At 48.9% G+C, this 16,504-nt stretch carries 12 protein-coding genes, 1 tRNA gene and 1 pseudogene; 10 read left to right on the forward strand and 4 right to left on the reverse strand.

What is annotated here, in order from left to right:
• Positions 1-243: 243 nt before the first annotated feature.
• Together M3202_RS04685 and M3202_RS04690 are read right to left on the reverse strand one after the other, a co-directional pair.
• Positions 244-1,404 carry a YecA family protein gene (locus M3202_RS04685; protein ID WP_251222177.1) on the reverse strand — a complete coding sequence of 387 codons (1,161 nt, stop codon included), beginning with the start codon at positions 1,402-1,404 and terminating at the stop codon, positions 244-246.
• Positions 1,405-1,618: 214 nt separating this feature from the next.
• On the reverse strand, positions 1,619-2,104 hold the full coding sequence (locus M3202_RS04690; protein ID WP_251222178.1) for a hypothetical protein: 486 nt from the start codon (positions 2,102-2,104) through the stop codon (positions 1,619-1,621).
• Between the two features lie 709 nt (positions 2,105-2,813).
• On the opposite strand from M3202_RS04690, the gene M3202_RS04695 reads away from it, so the two are divergent.
• Positions 2,814-3,896, forward strand: a complete 1,083-nt coding sequence (locus M3202_RS04695) for a hypothetical protein (protein ID WP_251222179.1) — start codon at positions 2,814-2,816, stop codon at positions 3,894-3,896.
• 89 nt (positions 3,897-3,985) lie between these two features.
• Here M3202_RS04695 and M3202_RS22685 read toward each other — a convergent pair.
• Both M3202_RS22685 and M3202_RS04700 read right to left on the reverse strand, forming a co-directional pair.
• A pseudogene (locus M3202_RS22685) lies at positions 3,986-4,321 on the reverse strand (tyrosine-type recombinase/integrase); the annotation flags it as partial.
• A gap of 679 nt (positions 4,322-5,000) precedes the next feature.
• Positions 5,001-5,097 (reverse strand) — tRNA-Sec (locus tag M3202_RS04700).
• Positions 5,098-5,247: 150 nt separating this feature from the next.
• Between M3202_RS04700 and M3202_RS04705 the strand changes: the two genes are divergently transcribed.
• The 9 genes from M3202_RS04705 (at position 5,248) to M3202_RS04745 (ending at position 16,389) form a co-directional block, all read left to right on the forward strand.
• A complete protein-coding gene (locus M3202_RS04705; protein ID WP_251222180.1) occupies positions 5,248-7,044 on the forward strand; it encodes a UbiD family decarboxylase in 1,797 nt (598 codons plus the stop codon).
• Positions 7,045-7,076: 32 nt separating this feature from the next.
• Positions 7,077-8,024, forward strand: a complete 948-nt coding sequence (locus M3202_RS04710) for a TRM11 family SAM-dependent methyltransferase (protein ID WP_251222181.1) — start codon at positions 7,077-7,079, stop codon at positions 8,022-8,024.
• A 63-nt stretch (positions 8,025-8,087) separates the two neighbouring features.
• On the forward strand, positions 8,088-9,002 hold the full coding sequence (gene htpX / locus M3202_RS04715) for a protease HtpX (protein ID WP_251194165.1): 915 nt from the start codon (positions 8,088-8,090) through the stop codon (positions 9,000-9,002).
• Positions 9,003-9,197: 195 nt separating this feature from the next.
• Positions 9,198-11,099 carry a selenocysteine-specific translation elongation factor gene (gene selB / locus M3202_RS04720; protein ID WP_251222182.1) on the forward strand — a complete coding sequence of 634 codons (1,902 nt, stop codon included), beginning with the start codon at positions 9,198-9,200 and terminating at the stop codon, positions 11,097-11,099.
• The gene (locus M3202_RS04725; protein WP_251222183.1) at positions 11,089-12,126 is read left to right on the forward strand and encodes a glycosyltransferase; all 1,038 of its coding nucleotides are present in this window, start codon (positions 11,089-11,091) and stop codon (positions 12,124-12,126) included. Before selB ends, M3202_RS04725 begins: the two co-directional genes overlap by 11 nt.
• An 88-nt stretch (positions 12,127-12,214) precedes the next feature.
• On the forward strand, positions 12,215-13,141 hold the full coding sequence (phnD, locus tag M3202_RS04730) for a phosphate/phosphite/phosphonate ABC transporter substrate-binding protein (protein WP_251222184.1): 927 nt from the start codon (positions 12,215-12,217) through the stop codon (positions 13,139-13,141).
• 6 nt (positions 13,142-13,147) lie between these two features.
• A complete protein-coding gene (phnE, locus tag M3202_RS04735; protein WP_251222185.1) occupies positions 13,148-13,909 on the forward strand; it encodes a phosphonate ABC transporter, permease protein PhnE in 762 nt (253 codons plus the stop codon).
• Positions 13,910-13,939: 30 nt separating this feature from the next.
• Positions 13,940-14,674, forward strand: a complete 735-nt coding sequence (gene phnC, locus M3202_RS04740; protein WP_251222186.1) for a phosphonate ABC transporter ATP-binding protein — start codon at positions 13,940-13,942, stop codon at positions 14,672-14,674.
• A 110-nt stretch (positions 14,675-14,784) separates the two neighbouring features.
• Positions 14,785-16,389, forward strand: coding sequence for a catalase (locus M3202_RS04745; protein ID WP_251222187.1), 1,605 nt, complete (start codon positions 14,785-14,787; stop codon positions 16,387-16,389).
• Positions 16,390-16,504 lie beyond the last annotated feature (115 nt).

Genomic DNA, 16,504 nt, shown 5'->3' on the forward strand with positions numbered 1-16,504 from the left:
ATCGAGCTATGAAAATAGTAGCTCGATCCTTGTTTTAGATTCGCATATTTACCGAAGCTGCTGAAAAAGTACGATTTTCACTTTTTCAACAGCTTTTTCGTAATGAGCGTAGCCGTTGCCTGATTTTGAAAGCCTTGCTACGAGTGGGTTTCTCGTAGTAAGGCGCGCAACGCGCGGAGCCATTACTCTTCTTCGAGTTACGGAAAAAGAGGTTTTTCAGTGGCCTCTATTTACCTGCATTTCTTACTTCCGTCCGCAGCATTTTTTGTATTTTTTTCCGCTTCCGCATGGGCAGGGGGCATTTCTCCGTACTTTTCGGTAGCTTTGCATGTCGATGACATTGTGCTCTTCCGGGGTGGAGAGGCGGTTCACTTCATTCTGGGTGTAGCCTTTGAATTTCCACTGGCGGGTATTCATAAACACGTCCATCAGATGATTCGTAAACAGTTCGCCAATCGGGGCGGTAGGGAGTTCGAATTCCTCTTTGGCAGATGTAATTAATTCATCCCAACTTATATCGTTTTTGATTCTCGTGTCAAAATCAAGCGCTTCCTCATGAAGATCTTCGTTTGAGAGATGGTAGCCCTCTTGCAGAAATGCGAGAAGCTTTTTCATCGCTGGTGTATATTCGACAAATTGATCGTCGGCTGCCTGCAAAAATTGTTCCTTCGTAAATGGATAATAGTCGACCTCCGGATACATCGCCTGTTCCTCTTTTAGATGCTCAGAACCAAATACTCTACAGTGGAGCCAGCCATCGTCGGCCGGGATGAAGGGCATGTCCATTTCAGCGATATTGAAAAAGAGAATATCCATGTACTCTATCATATCGAAGGTCTCCCCATACATACCTGTCATCATGTCGTAAAGGGTATCATTGGGTAAATAACCGTAATAGTAAAGCATCCCGGCAGTTAAATTCAAATAGTCGGTATTCCTTTTCACTGTTGCTTGCAGATTGTTTTTCTCGGCTTGCTGAAACACATGTCGGACTTCCTCCGGCATCGTTATAACGAGCTCAGCTTTCGCTTTTCTGAAAGCTGGAAACGCGATACTAAAGTCGCTCAAAAATGCGAGCTTCTCCAGTGACAATTCAGCAGCGGCGATAAACTCATTCCTGCTTAACTTGCGTAACAGCTTGTAGTTCTCTTCATTTAACAGAAAGAATCGGTCGATTAGCTCTGAAGGGATTCGTTTGCTCAGTTCATCTGCAAGCTCTGCTTTTTTTAATTGACTCAAGCCTGAAATGTTGAATAGCCGCCGCATCAAGTCCAGCTGTGTTTTTGGTACAGCGCGCAGAGCTTCCTGAAGGGAACAGGGAGCGGAGATGTTTCTCGCTATTTTTAGTTGACGCCGTTTTTCAAGCTTAATCTGCTGTCTTTCTTCCTCTATCAACGCTTCCATAAATTCATCTAATACGTCTTTATCGGACTGATCAAAAAAATCACTGATAAAGCATACCTCCTGTCTGATCTTTTTACCCTATTCCTCTTTGAAACTAGTATAGAAAAAATAGAGGAATTTATCTAGGTTTAGACAGCATTCAATGTAATCAAAATGAGCGCAGGGCCAAAGAAAAAGTGGGGAAGGGAAAACAAAGATAGCGCAAGGGGCTGCCCTATCTTTGTAATGTGAGGGAATGGCGAGTGTTTACTTTTTCATATAAATACTGAACGCCATATAATACATACGCTTTGTAATGCAGGTAGATAAAGAATTGAGAGCGGTTTAGCTTGTGTAAGCGGACAATTTTTAATTTTTCAAGGATGTCGAAAAAGACAAAGGCAAAAAGGCCATTCGCGATTGCGTTGAGCAGGATAAATTTTTTGAAGTTCCCGTATGAAAGCTTGAGCATCCACATCGAAAGAGGCATATAGGGACCAATATCAAAAGGAAGTTCATCTCTGAGAAAGGAATTTGGTTTGTCGTAAAACTTCCACCATTTCCGTTTATTTCCGTACAAGTGATTTAAAATCTCGAAAATGACGATAACGATACCCGAAAAAGAGTATTGTTTAAAAGTACGCTTTCCAATGAACAGCATCGACAGCCACGGCACAATGAGTAGCGCCAGGTTAACAAACAGATGCTTCCTTGATATCACTTTCCATTCCTCCTTCACTTCCTTCGCTGTTTTTTATGTCTGTTTTAACGTAACCATTATTACAAAAAAAATCATCGATTGGACGATTGGCTGACTTCAATATGGACAAAGCTTGTAAAGAGGGAAGATCAATAAAGTTTACATAAGATTTTTATGGGAAATAAATTCTTTACCTAGGCATAAAGGGGTGTTTTGTTCTGGTTGATGGGCCGAACAGAGGGGGCGCTGGTTGCAGTGTATTTCATCGTGAATGTAACATGTCAATAGTATGGATCATTTGTGGCGGGACTGTCTAGGAATCGAACCAAATTATTCGCGCCGCACTATAACGCACTCATTCGAATCTGTTTCGTGAACTATTACGTCCGTGTTCGAAAAAAGAGGTCCCTCTTCCCTTGCCTAGGTGGAGCTCGCAGGATCATGGACAATGGCTAGAATAACGTGTAGACACAAAGGAAGGAGGTAGGGACGTCAGTGGCGGTAAAACGAAAATCAAACGAGAAGAAAAAACTAGCGAATATCAGTCTGCGCGAAGAAAACGGAGGAATCCATATTACTATCGGATGAGGCATCGCTCCCGATTACCAAACGCGAGCTGATTTTTCACTTTGATGTAAATTTATTCCATGTATTTTTAGTTCATATTGCCTATACATATAGTACGTGGTAAGATTATGAATAATTAGAAAACATGAGGAGGGATAATCCTTTGGCTGGAAAAAAGAACGTCACTAAACGTAAACTCGAAGACCTCGTCATTGAGAGTCTTCTCGCGGAGGGCAAATCACTTGAATATCGGACGGCCTATCAAGTAGAAATCGTAGGGGGCGGCTTAAGTCCCGCCACGAAATATCTCGTTATTGTCAACGACGGCTTCGAAATCTACGAAGCATCGAAAAAAGTTGACGGCGGCACAGAAGTTTTGAAAACGATTAAATTGCTGCATACGAAGAAATGGTCGGAGTTTACCCGTGTAGAGATCGATAAGTTTGCGGCCACCACGCAATATAAATTTGACGACGGCTTCACGATTAAACTATACTCCGATAAAGATTTCCGCGGAGAAGTTGAGAAGTCCGGACTTGATGTCGTTAAACTCGAACGTAAGTGGTACAACAAGATACTCGGGTTCCGTAGTAAAAAACGTTGGAAAATGGTCATTGCTTCCGCGGGATATTTCTTTATCTTTTTGATCTTCGTTGCAGCCTTAACCGGAGGAGGTGAGACGGAGGAAGTCGCTGGACAGGACGATGAAATCGAAGAAGTATCCGCGGATATAGAACCGAATGAGGAAACGGAGGATCCACCGCCGGTAGAAGAAGCGGAAGAACCGATCGAAGAGTCAGAACCGGAAGTGCCGAACGCATTTAACGATGAGCAGGACGTTATTACCGTAATTCATGCGACAGTAGGTGACGAAGCAGACGGGGAGCCTCGCGTGATTGACGTCAGTCTAAACGACCACATGGGCGTAGATATAGAGGACGCGAAATTGATTATCGCTAATATCAACGCGAAAAGTAATCTTACGAATAATATGGTGAGAACCGGGATATTAATGGAAGCGGCAGAATTGATGCAGGCGTTATTTGTGGACGATAATATCCACGATGTTACGGTCAATTGGCATCTACCGCTTACTGACGCGTACGGAAATACAGAGCCGGGAATGGTGTTTCGGGTAAGCCTCGAACGGGAGACGTATGAAAAAATAAATTGGGATGGATTCGATCACAATAATTTCGAAACGGTCGCGGATATGTATTTCGAACACCCGGGGTTTAGTAATTAATCACAATAAAAAGAGCCTAGCGTTAATGGCTCTTTCTATTGAGGATAATTTGCTTTAAACATGTAGAGATTACTTTTTGAATAGTTGCTTCAGCGGACTAAATTTATTATGCTGCTTAATACATTGTCGCTTACCATATTCACGTAACGCTTTACCATTGAAATATCAGAATGCCCGAGTATTTTTTGGAGCGAAAACGCGTCTCCTCCATTTAATATATAAAATAAAGCGCCGGTATGCCTGAACGTGTGCGGGCTCACTCGTTTATTTGTAATTCCCGCGGCATGTCCGTACTCTTTCAAGCGCCATCGGAACGTAGCCGTGTCCAGTTGTCTGCAGTCATAGGTTAGAAATAGATGTTCGTCATAGAAGTCGTCAATTTCAGATAAATATTCATTGAGATACCGTAATGTTCGCGTAGATAGAGGAACGGTCGCCCCTTTCTATTTTTCGTATCGTCATTGTAACTCGCTGGATGTAAAGGCTTCGACCTGTTCAAGCGGTTGCTTTAGTGGTTTGAACTTCTCGTGTATCGGTATGTCGATAAATTGCTCGGTGTAACACCACCGAAGAAATGCACGGAGGGGGCGAATCCGGATGTTTATTGTAGAATTCATTAATCCTTTGTTTATCATAAACTGGATATAGTCGATAAATGGCTCTACAATCATTTCATTGTGAAGCAAGTCCCGCACACCTTCTTCTTCCTCTAAAAAGTCGCAGAACCACTCATAATGCGTTACATAATCCGCTAATGTCTTCCTTGCGAGCCTTTCCGTTTTTTTAAATACCATGAACTGATCGAATTAAGTTGACATGTGTAATTCTTTTAATGAATTCGCGTTAAATTGCTTTCCGGAGTATTTCCGCGTTCCCACTTTCTTTTTTATCCTGCCCGGGCTTAATTTCCCTTTTAAAGACACAAAAAACACCTCCCACATAATTTGGAAGGTTTCGTCCCATACGGTCACATCGGATCGGACTCCGTAGTATTCCGTATTTTCAAGCCGAGTCCGCATTGGTTATTCGATAAAATCACCGATGAAATCATCGTCATAAATTTTCGTTGGAATCACATCAAACCCGCGTCGTTATACGCTTTTGTGGCGGGACTGTCTAGGAATCGAACCTAGCGGAGACGGCACGCGCCTCCCAGGCGGTTTTGAAGACCGTGGCGAACACCAGTGTCGCAGCCAGCCCCAAGGGACAGCTTCCATTATACAAGCAAAGGAAGGAGCTTGCAAACCAAAAATCGCTGTGCATTTTCTTTAAAGTCATTGTCTGTTTACAGACAAGCTCTTCGATACGAAGTATAATAAAGCTATTATGACAGATTTAGGAGCAGTGAATGATGGTTCGTACTCTTGAAGAAAGTATAAAAGATCTTGAAAAAAACGGTCAGTTGATGCGAGTGACAGAAGAGATTGATCCCTATCTTGAGATGGCGGCATTGCATTTGAAGGTATTTGAGGCCGGGGGTCCGGCGCTGCTATTTGAGAAAGTGAAGGGCTCGAAGTACAGGGCGGCGTCAAATATATTCGGCGATTTGACGCGAAGCAAGTTTCTTTTCCGTGAGACATTGGCGAAGACGCAGGAGGTCATCGCCCTGCGCAATGATCCGATGAGCGTGCTCAAGCAGCCGTTCAAGCATATGAAAACCGGGCTCGCCGCGAGCAAGGCGCTGCCGCAGAAAAAAAGCTTTGAGTCAGCCGGCTTTGAGGAGATCAACATTTCCGATTTGCCGATGATTCATCATTGGCCTAACGATGGCGGGGCATTTGTCACGCTGCCGCAAGTGTACAGTGAAGATCCGGAGAAGCCGGGAATCATGAATGCGAATCTCGGCATGTACCGGGTGCAATTAAGCGGCAATGACTATGAGCTTAACAAGGAAGTCGGACTTCATTATCAGATCCATCGCGGAATTGGTGTCCACCATGAGAAAGCGGCTCGTCTTGGCAAGCCGTTGAAGGTCAGTATTTTTGTCGGCGGCCCACCGGCGCATACGCTGGCGGCGGTGATGCCATTGCCGGAAGGGCTGAGCGAGCTGACCTTTGCTGGACTGCTGGCGGGGCGCCGCTTTCAATACAGCTATGTCGACGGCTATTGCATTAGCCACGACGCTGATTTTGTCATTACGGGAGAAGTTCATCCGGGCGAAACGAAGCCGGAGGGTCCTTTTGGCGATCATTTAGGCTATTACAGTCTGACTCACCCGTTTCCTGTCATGAGAGTGCATAAAGTGTTTGCCAAGCCGAAGGCGATTTGGCCGTTTACCGTCGTTGGCCGCCCGCCGCAGGAGGATACCGCTTTTGGCGAGTTGATTCATGAGCTGACGGGAAGCGCGATCAAGCAGGAAATCCCGGGAGTGAAGGAAGTTCACGCTGTCGATGCCGCGGGGGTGCACCCGTTGCTGTTTGCGATTGGCAGCGAGCGCTACACGCCTTATGCGCAGGTGAAGCAGCCGGCCGAGCTTTTAACGATCGCCAACCGGATTTTAGGAACAGGGCAGGTCAGTCTGGCAAAATATTTGTTCATTACAGCGGAGGATGACAAGCCGCTTGACACCCATCAGGAAATTGAATTTCTGACGTATATATTGGAACGGGTGGATTTGCGACGCGATTTGCATTTTCAAACGAATACGACGATTGATACGCTTGATTATACAGGGACCGGACTTAATCAAGGCAGCAAGGTGGTTATAGCGGCATATGGCGAGAAGAAGCGTGAGCTGTGTCAGGAGGTGCCGGCCGGGCTTGAAGGGCTTGCCGACTTTGGGCGGCCGCAGTTTGTGATGCCGGGAGTCGTCGCGCTTCAGGGGCCAGCTTTTGTCAGTTATGACGAGGCAGAAGAGGAAGTGAAGAAGCTCACTTCCGAGCTTGCCGAAAAAGCCGGCCTTGACTCCTGCCCATTGCTCATTCTATGTGATGACAGCGCGTTTGTCAGTGACACGCTGGCCAATTTCCTGTGGGTTACTTTTACGCGCAGCAATCCGTCGCATGATCTGTACGGGGTGAACAGCCGTTATGAATACAAGCACTGGGGCTGTGATCAGCTAATTATCGATGCGCGTATCAAGCCGCACCATGCCCCGCCGCTTATTTCCGATCCCGAGGTGGAAAAAAGTGTCGCTCCTCTCGTGTAACGGATCGTATGAATAAAGAAGGGCAGGCAGCAATGAAGACAGCAGAAAAAAACTATATGTACCTCTATGCCTATCATGACGATGACGAGGCGTTAGCGAAGCTGGAAATGCGCAGCCTCTTTGGGGCAGATACGGGTATGAAGGTGCTGCAAAGCAGGAAGAAGATTGATCCGAGCAGAAGTCCGTTTATACGTGGGCGAATCGAGATCATCGTTCAGGCTGAGTCGTTGGAAGAGCTGCTCGCGAAAGCGGATGGTCGGGTCATTGAAGCGGAGTCCTTTAAAGTGACGATGATCAAAAATGACAGTCTGGCAAAGGGAAAATCGCCAGCTTTTCACGAGCGTCGCCGGCTGGAACGAGAGATTGGCTCGTTGCTGCGGGGAACGGTGGATCTCAACAAGCCTGAACGGATCGTCGCTCTGCTTACATGGACGGAAGGCTGGCTCCTCGGCTATTACGAGGAAAGTCAGTCGATCTGGCTCGAGCATCAGCACAAGCCGGAGGCGTATTCAACAGCCTTAAGCACAAGGGTCGCGCGAGCGGTTGTCAATATCGCCGTGCCTGAGCCGCAAGGAGCGAAGGTGATTGATCCATGCTGCGGTGCAGGGACGGTTTTGATTGAGGCCTTGTCGATGGGCATTGAGATTGCCGGTGGTGAGGTCAATCCGCTCGTCGCCCAGAAGGCGCGCAAAAACGTCGCTCACTTCGGCTACGAGTGTCCGGTCAACCTTCGCGATATGCGGGAAGTCCGGGAGCGTTATGATGTCGCGATTATTGATATGCCCTACAATCTTTGTTCGGTGCTCAGTCCTGACGTGAAGCGGGAGATGCTTGAGGCGGCGCGGGCGTTTGCCGGTAAGCTTGTCGTCGTGACCGTGGAAGAACTCGATTCGTTTTTACAGGGGGCTGGCTTTCATGTCATCGACCGGGCGCTTGCGAAAAAAGGCCGCTTTGTCCGTGAAATCATCGTTTGCCGATGATTTTCGTTCAACCGCGCTGCAAGCTATGTTACACTTAAACAAAGAGAATATGGAGGGGAACAAATGGGGAAACGATTTTTGCTTTTTTTAGTGACGAATATTATGGTCATGACGACGATTGTCATTGTCTGGTCGCTGATTACCCGTTTTACAAATGTCAATGGCACGTTTGAAACAGGTGGTCCTGGTTTGGGCATTGATTATGCTTCGTTAATGATCTTTAGCTTGCTTGTCGGCTTCACCGGCTCGTTTATTTCCTTGGCGATGTCGCGCTGGGTCGCGAAGAAAATGATGAAGGTCAAGGTGCTTGATCCAAATGGTTCTTTATCGGCTCAGGAACGGGCTGTCGTGGAAAAGGTACATCGCTTTTCACGCGCGGCCGGGCTTACACATATGCCGGAGGTCGGGATTTACCCGTCTGCTGAGGTAAATGCTTTTGCGACAGGGCCGTCGAAGAAACGCTCGCTCGTCGCTGTTTCGGCCGGTCTGTTAAACACGATGGACGAGGATGCGGTGGAAGGTGTCATCGCCCATGAGGTGGCGCATGTCGCCAATGGCGATATGGTGACGATGACCTTGCTGCAGGGGATCGTCAATACATTTGTCGTCTTCTTCTCACGGATTGCGGCAATTATCGTCTCGCGCTTTGTCAGAGCAGAGCTGCAATGGATTGTCCAGTTTGCGGCGATCATTATTTTCCAAATTTTATTTTCGATTCTCGGGAGCATTGTCGTCAACGCGTATTCGCGCCATCGTGAGTTCCACGCTGACCGTGGCGGTGGCGATTTAGCCGGAAACGATAAAATGGCCCATGCGCTTCGTTCGTTGAAGGCGTATGTCGACCGGGCGAAGGTCAATGACCGGACGGACGATACGGCAATTCAGACGATGAAAATAAACGGAAAAGGCGGAGTGATGAGACTGTTTTCAAGTCACCCCGATTTAGATGAACGCATTGCCCGCTTGGAACAACGCTAATGAGAGAGCAGTGGCGGTGCTGATTAATCACGATGTACGCAAGGCTGAGTCAAAAACGGGAATTCCGTTTGACTCAGCCTTTTTTAGTGTTGATCATGGCCGGGCGCTGAGCCACTATTCTTTTGTTTTGCGACTGGCGTGTAGTATGATGTAGCGTGAGACAGTTGACGCTTTGGAAAGAGGGATTTTGACATTATGAAGCATTACACGGTTGGAATGGCGGGCCATATTGATCATGGCAAAACGACGCTGACGAAGGCATTGACCGAGGTTGATACGGATCGTCTTAAAGAAGAAAAAGAACGGAATATTTCGATTGAGCTCGGCTATGCGCCGCTTACATTGACGGCTCAAATGGAAGTGTCTTTAATTGACGTCCCGGGGCATGAACGGTTTATTCGGCAGATGATCGCCGGGGTGGCCGGTATTGATCTTGTCATCCTTGTTGTCGCCGCGGATGAAGGGGTGATGCCGCAAACGCGGGAACATCTCGATATTCTCCGCCTTCTTGGTATTGAAAAAGGAATCATTGTCATGACGAAAATCGATCGCGTCGATGAAGAGGGGCGTGAACTGGCAGAGCTTGATATTCGCGACGCTGTCGAAGGGACGTTTCTCGAAAAAGCCGAGCTGTTTTATGTCGACAGTGTAACGGCGTCCGGAATCGCTGAATTGAAGGAAGGGCTGATCAGACAGCTGCAAGAGACAGAAAGCCGTGAGTCCGGCGGCGCTTTTCGTTTGCCGATTGATCAGGTTTTTACTGTGCATGGACAGGGAACAATTGTACGAGGGACGGTATATGAAGGTGCTGTTTCGGAAGGAGATATGCTCGAACTATTGCCGCAAAACAAGCTCGTGCGCGCCCGCCAGCTCCAAGTCCATCATCAGGCGCGCAAGCAAGGGCAAGCGGGTCAGCGTGTCGCCATTAACCTTGGCGGAATTAGCAAAGAGGAGATCAGGCGCGGCGATGTTCTGGCGAGCAGCGGGCAGTTTGAAACGACGACAACGATTGATATTGCGTTAACGACGGTTGCGTCGCTTAAGCTGCCAGTCAAGCAACGGAGCGCGGTGAAGCTTCATCTCGGCACGGCTGAAGTTTTCGGAAAGATTGTCTTTTTTGACCGTAATGAGCTGACGGAAGGGAACAGCGAGCTTGTTTGCCAGCTGCGACTTGACCGTCCACTCGTGACGAAAAGAGGGGACCGTTTTATTTTACGGCGGCCGACACCGATGGAAACGATCGGTGGCGGTGTCGTGATCGATCCCGAAGCGGGCAGCTATCGATTCGGACAGGAAACGGTGAACATGCTCGAACAAAAAAAGACAGCGACACCGGAGGAGCGGCTTGATCAGCTTCTATTAGACAAGAAGCTCGTCGACGTTTCTGAAGCTGGTGCCGTTTTGCAGCTGACGGAGCCGGCTTTTTACGAATGGGCAGACGAGCATCAAGCGATTGTTGTAGTAGCCGGAGCGGTGACGAGCAAAAGCGTACTTGCTGCGCTGCGGCAGGAGCTGCTTGCTGAGCTGACGGAGTATCACCGCGCGCATCCGTTGCGGACCGGCGTAAAAAAAGCCGAGCTGCTGCAAAGCTATCAAAGGCGTTATCCGGCCCGTTTACTGGAGTGGCTGCTTGAACATTCGCGAGAAGAAGCATTTGAACGGCGAGGTCCATATGTCGCCCTCATGATCCATACCGCTCATCCGCCGGCGCAGTGGCAAAAGCGGGTCGAGCAGGCGCTTGCGGCGGTCAAAGAGGAAGGGATGAACGTCACGCCATTAACGGATCATTTTGAGCGCCAGCAGCTGCCAGCTTCCTTGATCGACGAGCTGACCCACTATGTGCATGAGACAGCGCGATTGTATCAGCTTGATGACAAGCATTCGGTTGATGTAGAAGTCTTCAATGACTATGTGAATCGCTTGAAAGCAGGGACGGGTGCCGAGTTCACCTTGCAGGAGGCGAAGGAAATCAGCGGTCTGTCGCGCAAATATCTCGTTCCATTTTTAGAAAAAATGGATCAGATAGGACTGACGTCGCGGCAGGAGCAGCTGCGCAGATGGCGTGATAAAGGAGAGTCAAAAGAAAATGAAGCTTAAGCATCTCTTCTTTTTTACACCTTATTACGAACAAAATCGCGGGAACTCGACGACAGCGAAGCGAATTGTCGCCGGGCTCGTGGCAAGAGGCATCAAGGTTACGGTCTTTCCCTATGAAGAAGCAAGCTGGGACGAGGAGTGGGACGAGCGCTTTGCCGAGGCTGATCTGTATCATATTCTTCATTTAAGACGTTTTGCCGAATGGCGTAAGCAAAGGGACGGGCTTGAATTTTTAAAGCCTTATGTCCTGACATCAGGAGGCACTGACGTCAATGAAGATTTGAAAAACAGAGAGGCGGCGAAGCTGATTCAGTCCGTCACGACCCAATCGTGCGCGATTACCGTTTTTAGTGAGGATGGGCGAAGCAAGCTGCTTCATGCCTATCCTGAATTAACTGAACGAATTTATGTCATTCCGCAGAGCGCGTGGCTACCGGACCCGGATTATGAAATGCAGATACCGATACATCCGGGTTGGCCGAAGCTGCTACTGCCGGCCGGCTTGCGTCCCGTAAAGGATGTCTTTTACATATGGGACGAATTAAAGCGCATGCGGGAAAAATGGCCGGAGCTGACGTTTACGATCATCGGCGCGGCGTTGGATGAAAAGCTGTTCGCAGAGGTGGAGCGGCGCCGGCAAAAATATGACTGGTTTCACTATATTCAGGAAGTGCCGCTTGCCTGTATGCGCTCTGTGTACGAGCAGTTCGATCTTGTATTGAATTTGTCAAAGTCTGAAGGGCAGCCGATGGCGTTGCTGGAAGCGATGGCGTTCGGTAAACCGGTTGTGGCCCGGCGGAACCCGGGAAACGAAAGCATTATTGTAGATGGTGAGACAGGGGTGCTGTTTGATCAGCCGGGACAGTTTCCCGCCCTCATCGAACAAGTGCTGGAGCGTGATGAGTGGCGCCGGCAGCTGACCGAACGGGCCCGGCTGTTTGTTGAAGCGAAGCATTCCGTCGAGCAGGAAATCGCGGCGTTGCTTGCTGTGTATGATCACTGCCTGCAGCAGGTAAGCAGAAAGTGAAAGACAAGGATAAATACTTTACAAACGTTTGTCATGGTGGTATTTTTTACAAGGCAACACGTGAGAATGATAAGAAGGTGGAGAACAAATGAAAAAATGGTTAGTAGCAGTAGGAGTTGTGCTTGCATTGGCAGGCTGTGGCGGAGGAGAAACGGAGCAGCCGACGGAAGGAACGGAGCAACCGGAATCAGAGGGGACTTCAGAGCCGTTTGAAGTCGCTGTGATTCCGTCGCAAACGGTTGGTGAGATGCAGACTGGACTGGATTTGCTTGAAGAAAGGCTCGCTGATGGACTTGGCAGAGAGGTGAAAGTGGAGTCGTATCCGAATTATAATGCTGTCGTCGAAGCGCTCAATTTTAATCATATTGATTTAGCGTTTCTCGGCCCTCTAACGTACGTCATCGCTCATGAACAGAGCGGGGCAAAAGCGATTGTTACACAGGAAGTGGAGGGCAGTCCATATTATTATTCCTATATTATTACGCATGCCGATGCGCAGTGGGAATCACTCGATGAGCTGTTAGAGGATGCGGCTGAAGTTGATTTAGCTTTTGCCAGCATTTCCTCGACGTCAGGTCATTTAATGCCGGGGCTTGAGCTGCGTCAGCGCGGTTACTATGAGAGCGAGGATCAGCATCAATTTAATCAGGTTCAATTTGCCGGTTCACATGATATTGTCGCTTCGCTCGTTCAGGAGCAAACGGTCGATGCCGGCGCGATTGACAGCGCGATTTTGGAAGCGTTGATGAAGGAAGCGGATGCCAACGGCGGTTCCTTGCGCGATGATGTGAAGGTCATTTGGCAATCGGAGCAGCTTTATCAATATCCATGGGTCGTTCCGTCTGAAATGGATGACGAGACGATTGCCGCTATTCAAGAGACGTTTTATCAAATTGATGATCCGGAAATCCTGCAAATTTTCGGTGGAGCCTCTGCTTTTGTCGAAGCCGATCACAGCAAGTATGCTGACGTGCTAGAAGCCGCCCGGGAATTTGATATGCTGACATTGGAATAGATCGCCATGGTATGGTTTCGGAAACGGTATATCGTTTATGTGATTCTGCTCATTGTCGCCTGCTGGTGGAGCATGCGGATAACGGGATTTGACTTTCGCCAGCTTACCGAGCTCGGCAACATGTTTGAGATGCTGGCGACCCGCTTTTTTCCAATCGAATGGTCACTTTTGCCGAGAATGGCCTATCATAGCATTGTCACATTGGCCGTCGCTTTTTTAGGCTCGCTGTTCGCTCTTATGATTGCGCTGCCTGTCAGCTTTCTCGCCGCGCAAAATACGAGCGGTTCAATTGGAGTGTACGGAACGAGCCGCTTTCTGTTAAGCGGCTTGCGTTCGATTCCTGAAATTGTCTTCGGGCTGCTTTTTGTTACGGTTTTAGGCCTTGGCCCATTTGCAGCGGTGCTGGCAATCATTCTTCATAATATCGGCGTGCTCGGCAAGCTGATCGCCGAGCTGATCGAATCAGCCGACCCCGGTCCGCAGGAAGCGATGAAGTCCATTGGCGCGACGAAATGGGTCGCCAACTTATTTTCGATTTTGCCGCAAATATGGCCCAATGTTCTTTCGCATTATTTCTACCGGTTTGAAGTGGCGATCAGAACGTCGTTGATTCTCGGTTTTATTGGCGGCGGAGGAATCGGCCAGCAATTATTTAATCATTTTCAGAGCTTTTATTACACGGCGGTTGCCCTTGATATTATTTGTATCATGGCGCTTGTGCTTCTCGTTGATTTTATTGGCGGGCGGATCCGAGCGCGGGTCATTTAGCCGTAGACGATCAGGAAGGAGAGGGTGTCGATGTTGAAGCTGACCGATGTCGTAGTCCGCTATCCGAAGGTGGCGGAGCCGGCGCTCGACCGGCTCTCGTTATCATTTGAACGGGGAGAGTTTGTTTGTGTGCTCGGAAAAAGCGGAGCTGGAAAATCAACCTTCGTCCGGACGATTAACCGTCTTCAGCCCGTCTCCTCCGGTTCGATTCACTTTGAAGGACAGGAGCTGACGACGTTGTCTGAAGCGCAGATGAGAGCGGTCAGACAGGAAATGGTGATGATTTTTCAGCATTTTCACTTAATCCCGCGAATGACGGCTTTTCAAAATACGCTGACCGGCTTATTTGGCCGGCGGCCGGCGTTGAAAAATCTGCTCGGTTTGTTTTCAAAAGAAGAAAAACAGCGCGGGCGGCTGGCGCTGGAGCAGGTCGGCCTCGAACGCCACGGTGACAGGCGGGTTGAAGCGCTCAGCGGCGGACAGAAGCAACGGGTTGGCATCGCGCGCGCCCTGCTTCAGGAGCCGAAGCTGCTGCTTGGAGATGAGCCGGTGGCGAGCCTTGATCCAGTGACGTCGCGTCATATTTTCACGCTTTTACGTGATATTCATCAGAAAAAAGAGCTGCTATCGATTGTCAATGTTCATGATGTCAGCCTGGCGAAGGAATTTGCGACGCGGATCATCGCCTTAAAAGACGGGCAGCTGCTTTTTGACGGCAAGCCTGAAGAGCTTGATGAGGCGACGTTTTCCGCGATTTATCAGTAAGAAAAAAATGAAGCAGGGCGTCATCCAATCTTTTCAATAAAAAGATGAATTTTACTCATGTTTTCCTTTTTGTCGGGCACACTTGTATTGTACAAAAAGGAGGGATTTGAGTGAAAAAGAAGGACGAAGAGCATCACACGGAACCGCTTGGCACCGGGGAGTCGGGCGAATCGCTAACGAATCGGCAGGGACATCCGGTAACTGACAATCAAAACGTAAGAACGGTCGGCAACAGAGGTCCGACGACGCTGGAAAACTACGATTTTCTCGAAAAAATTTCGCATTTTGACCGAGAGCGGATTCCGGAGCGTGTCGTCCATGCCCGCGGAGCCGGGGCGCATGGCTATTTTGAAGCGTACGGGAAAGTCGGTGACGAGTCGCCCGCGCTTTATACACGGGCGAAGCTGTTTCAGGAAAAAGGGAAAAGAACGCCGGTATTTGTCCGCTTTTCAACGGTCGTCGGTGCACGTGAATCAACAGAAACAGCACGGGATCCTCGTGGGTTCGCCGTGAAATTTTACACGGAAGACGGCAACTGGGATCTTGTCGGTAACAATTTAAAGATTTTCTTTATTCGTGATCCGCTTAAGTTTCCTGATATGATTCATGCTTTTAAGCCCGATCCGGTGACGAATATTCAGGATCCTGAGCGGATGTTTGATTTCGTATCGCAGTCTCCGGAAGCGACACACATGATCACCTTCGTATTCTCGCCGTGGGGCATACCGGCCAATTACCGGCAAATGCAAGGCTCTGGCGTCAACACCTACAAATGGGTGAATGAAAAGGGTGAAGCGGTGCTGATCAAGTATCATTGGGAGCCGTTAAAGCAAGGTATTAAAAACTTAACGCAAAAGGAAGCGGAGCACATTCAGGCGACGAACACGAACCATGCGACACAGGATTTGTTCGAAGCGATTGAGAATGGCGACTATCCTGAATGGGAGCTCTGTGTGCAAATGATGAGCGACGAGGAGCACCCGGAGCTTGATTTTGATCCGCTCGATCCGACAAAGCTCTGGCCGGCGGAGCAGTTTCCTTTCCTTCCTGTCGGCAAGATGGTGCTAAATAAAAACCCTGAAAATTACTTCAATGAAGTTGAGCAGGCGGCGTTTGGCACCGGGGTGCTCGTCGACGGGCTTGATTTTTCAGATGATAAGCTTCTTCAAGGTCGCACTTTTTCCTATTCCGATACCCAGCGTTACCGTGTCGGCTCAAATTATTTACAGCTGCCGATTAACTCGCCGGAAAAACGCGTGGCGACAAACCAGCAGGGCGGTCAAATGGAATACCATGTTGATACCGCTCCAGGTCAAAATCCGCATACGAATTACGAGCCGTCGTCATTAGGCGGGCTGAAGGAAGCGGAGCAGATCGGCGACGTCCATAAACCGCACTACGACGATAAGCTCGTCCGCGAGCCGATTGACCGGCAGAATAACTTCGGGCAGGCCGGCGATACGTACCGCAGCTTTGAGCCGTGGGAGCAGGAGGAGCTAATTTCGAACCTCGTTGAGGCGCTTTCTGTCTGTCAACCGCATATTCAGGAGAAAATGATTGAGCATTTTACAAAAGCTGACGAGGATTACGGCCGTCGCGTCGCCGAAGGACTGAAGGCGGCAGGAACAATGAGTAAGGAACATACCAGTTCCAAGCAGGCCGACGAAGCCGTCGACGAGGCGCAGAAGCTCGGCCACAAAGCTGACCGCTACTAGCTCACAAGGCGATCTTCTTTGTGAGCGAAGCAGAGGAGGAGCGATCGCCAGCAGTTAAAAGGAGAAGGGAAGCGGTTTTATTCCCTGCTCCGGGCGAGGAGCGAAGCCTCTGCAA

The organism is Halalkalibacter oceani (assembly GCF_023715605.1).
Taxonomy (GTDB): Bacteria; Bacillota; Bacilli; order Bacillales; family Bacillaceae_D; genus Halalkalibacter; species Halalkalibacter oceani.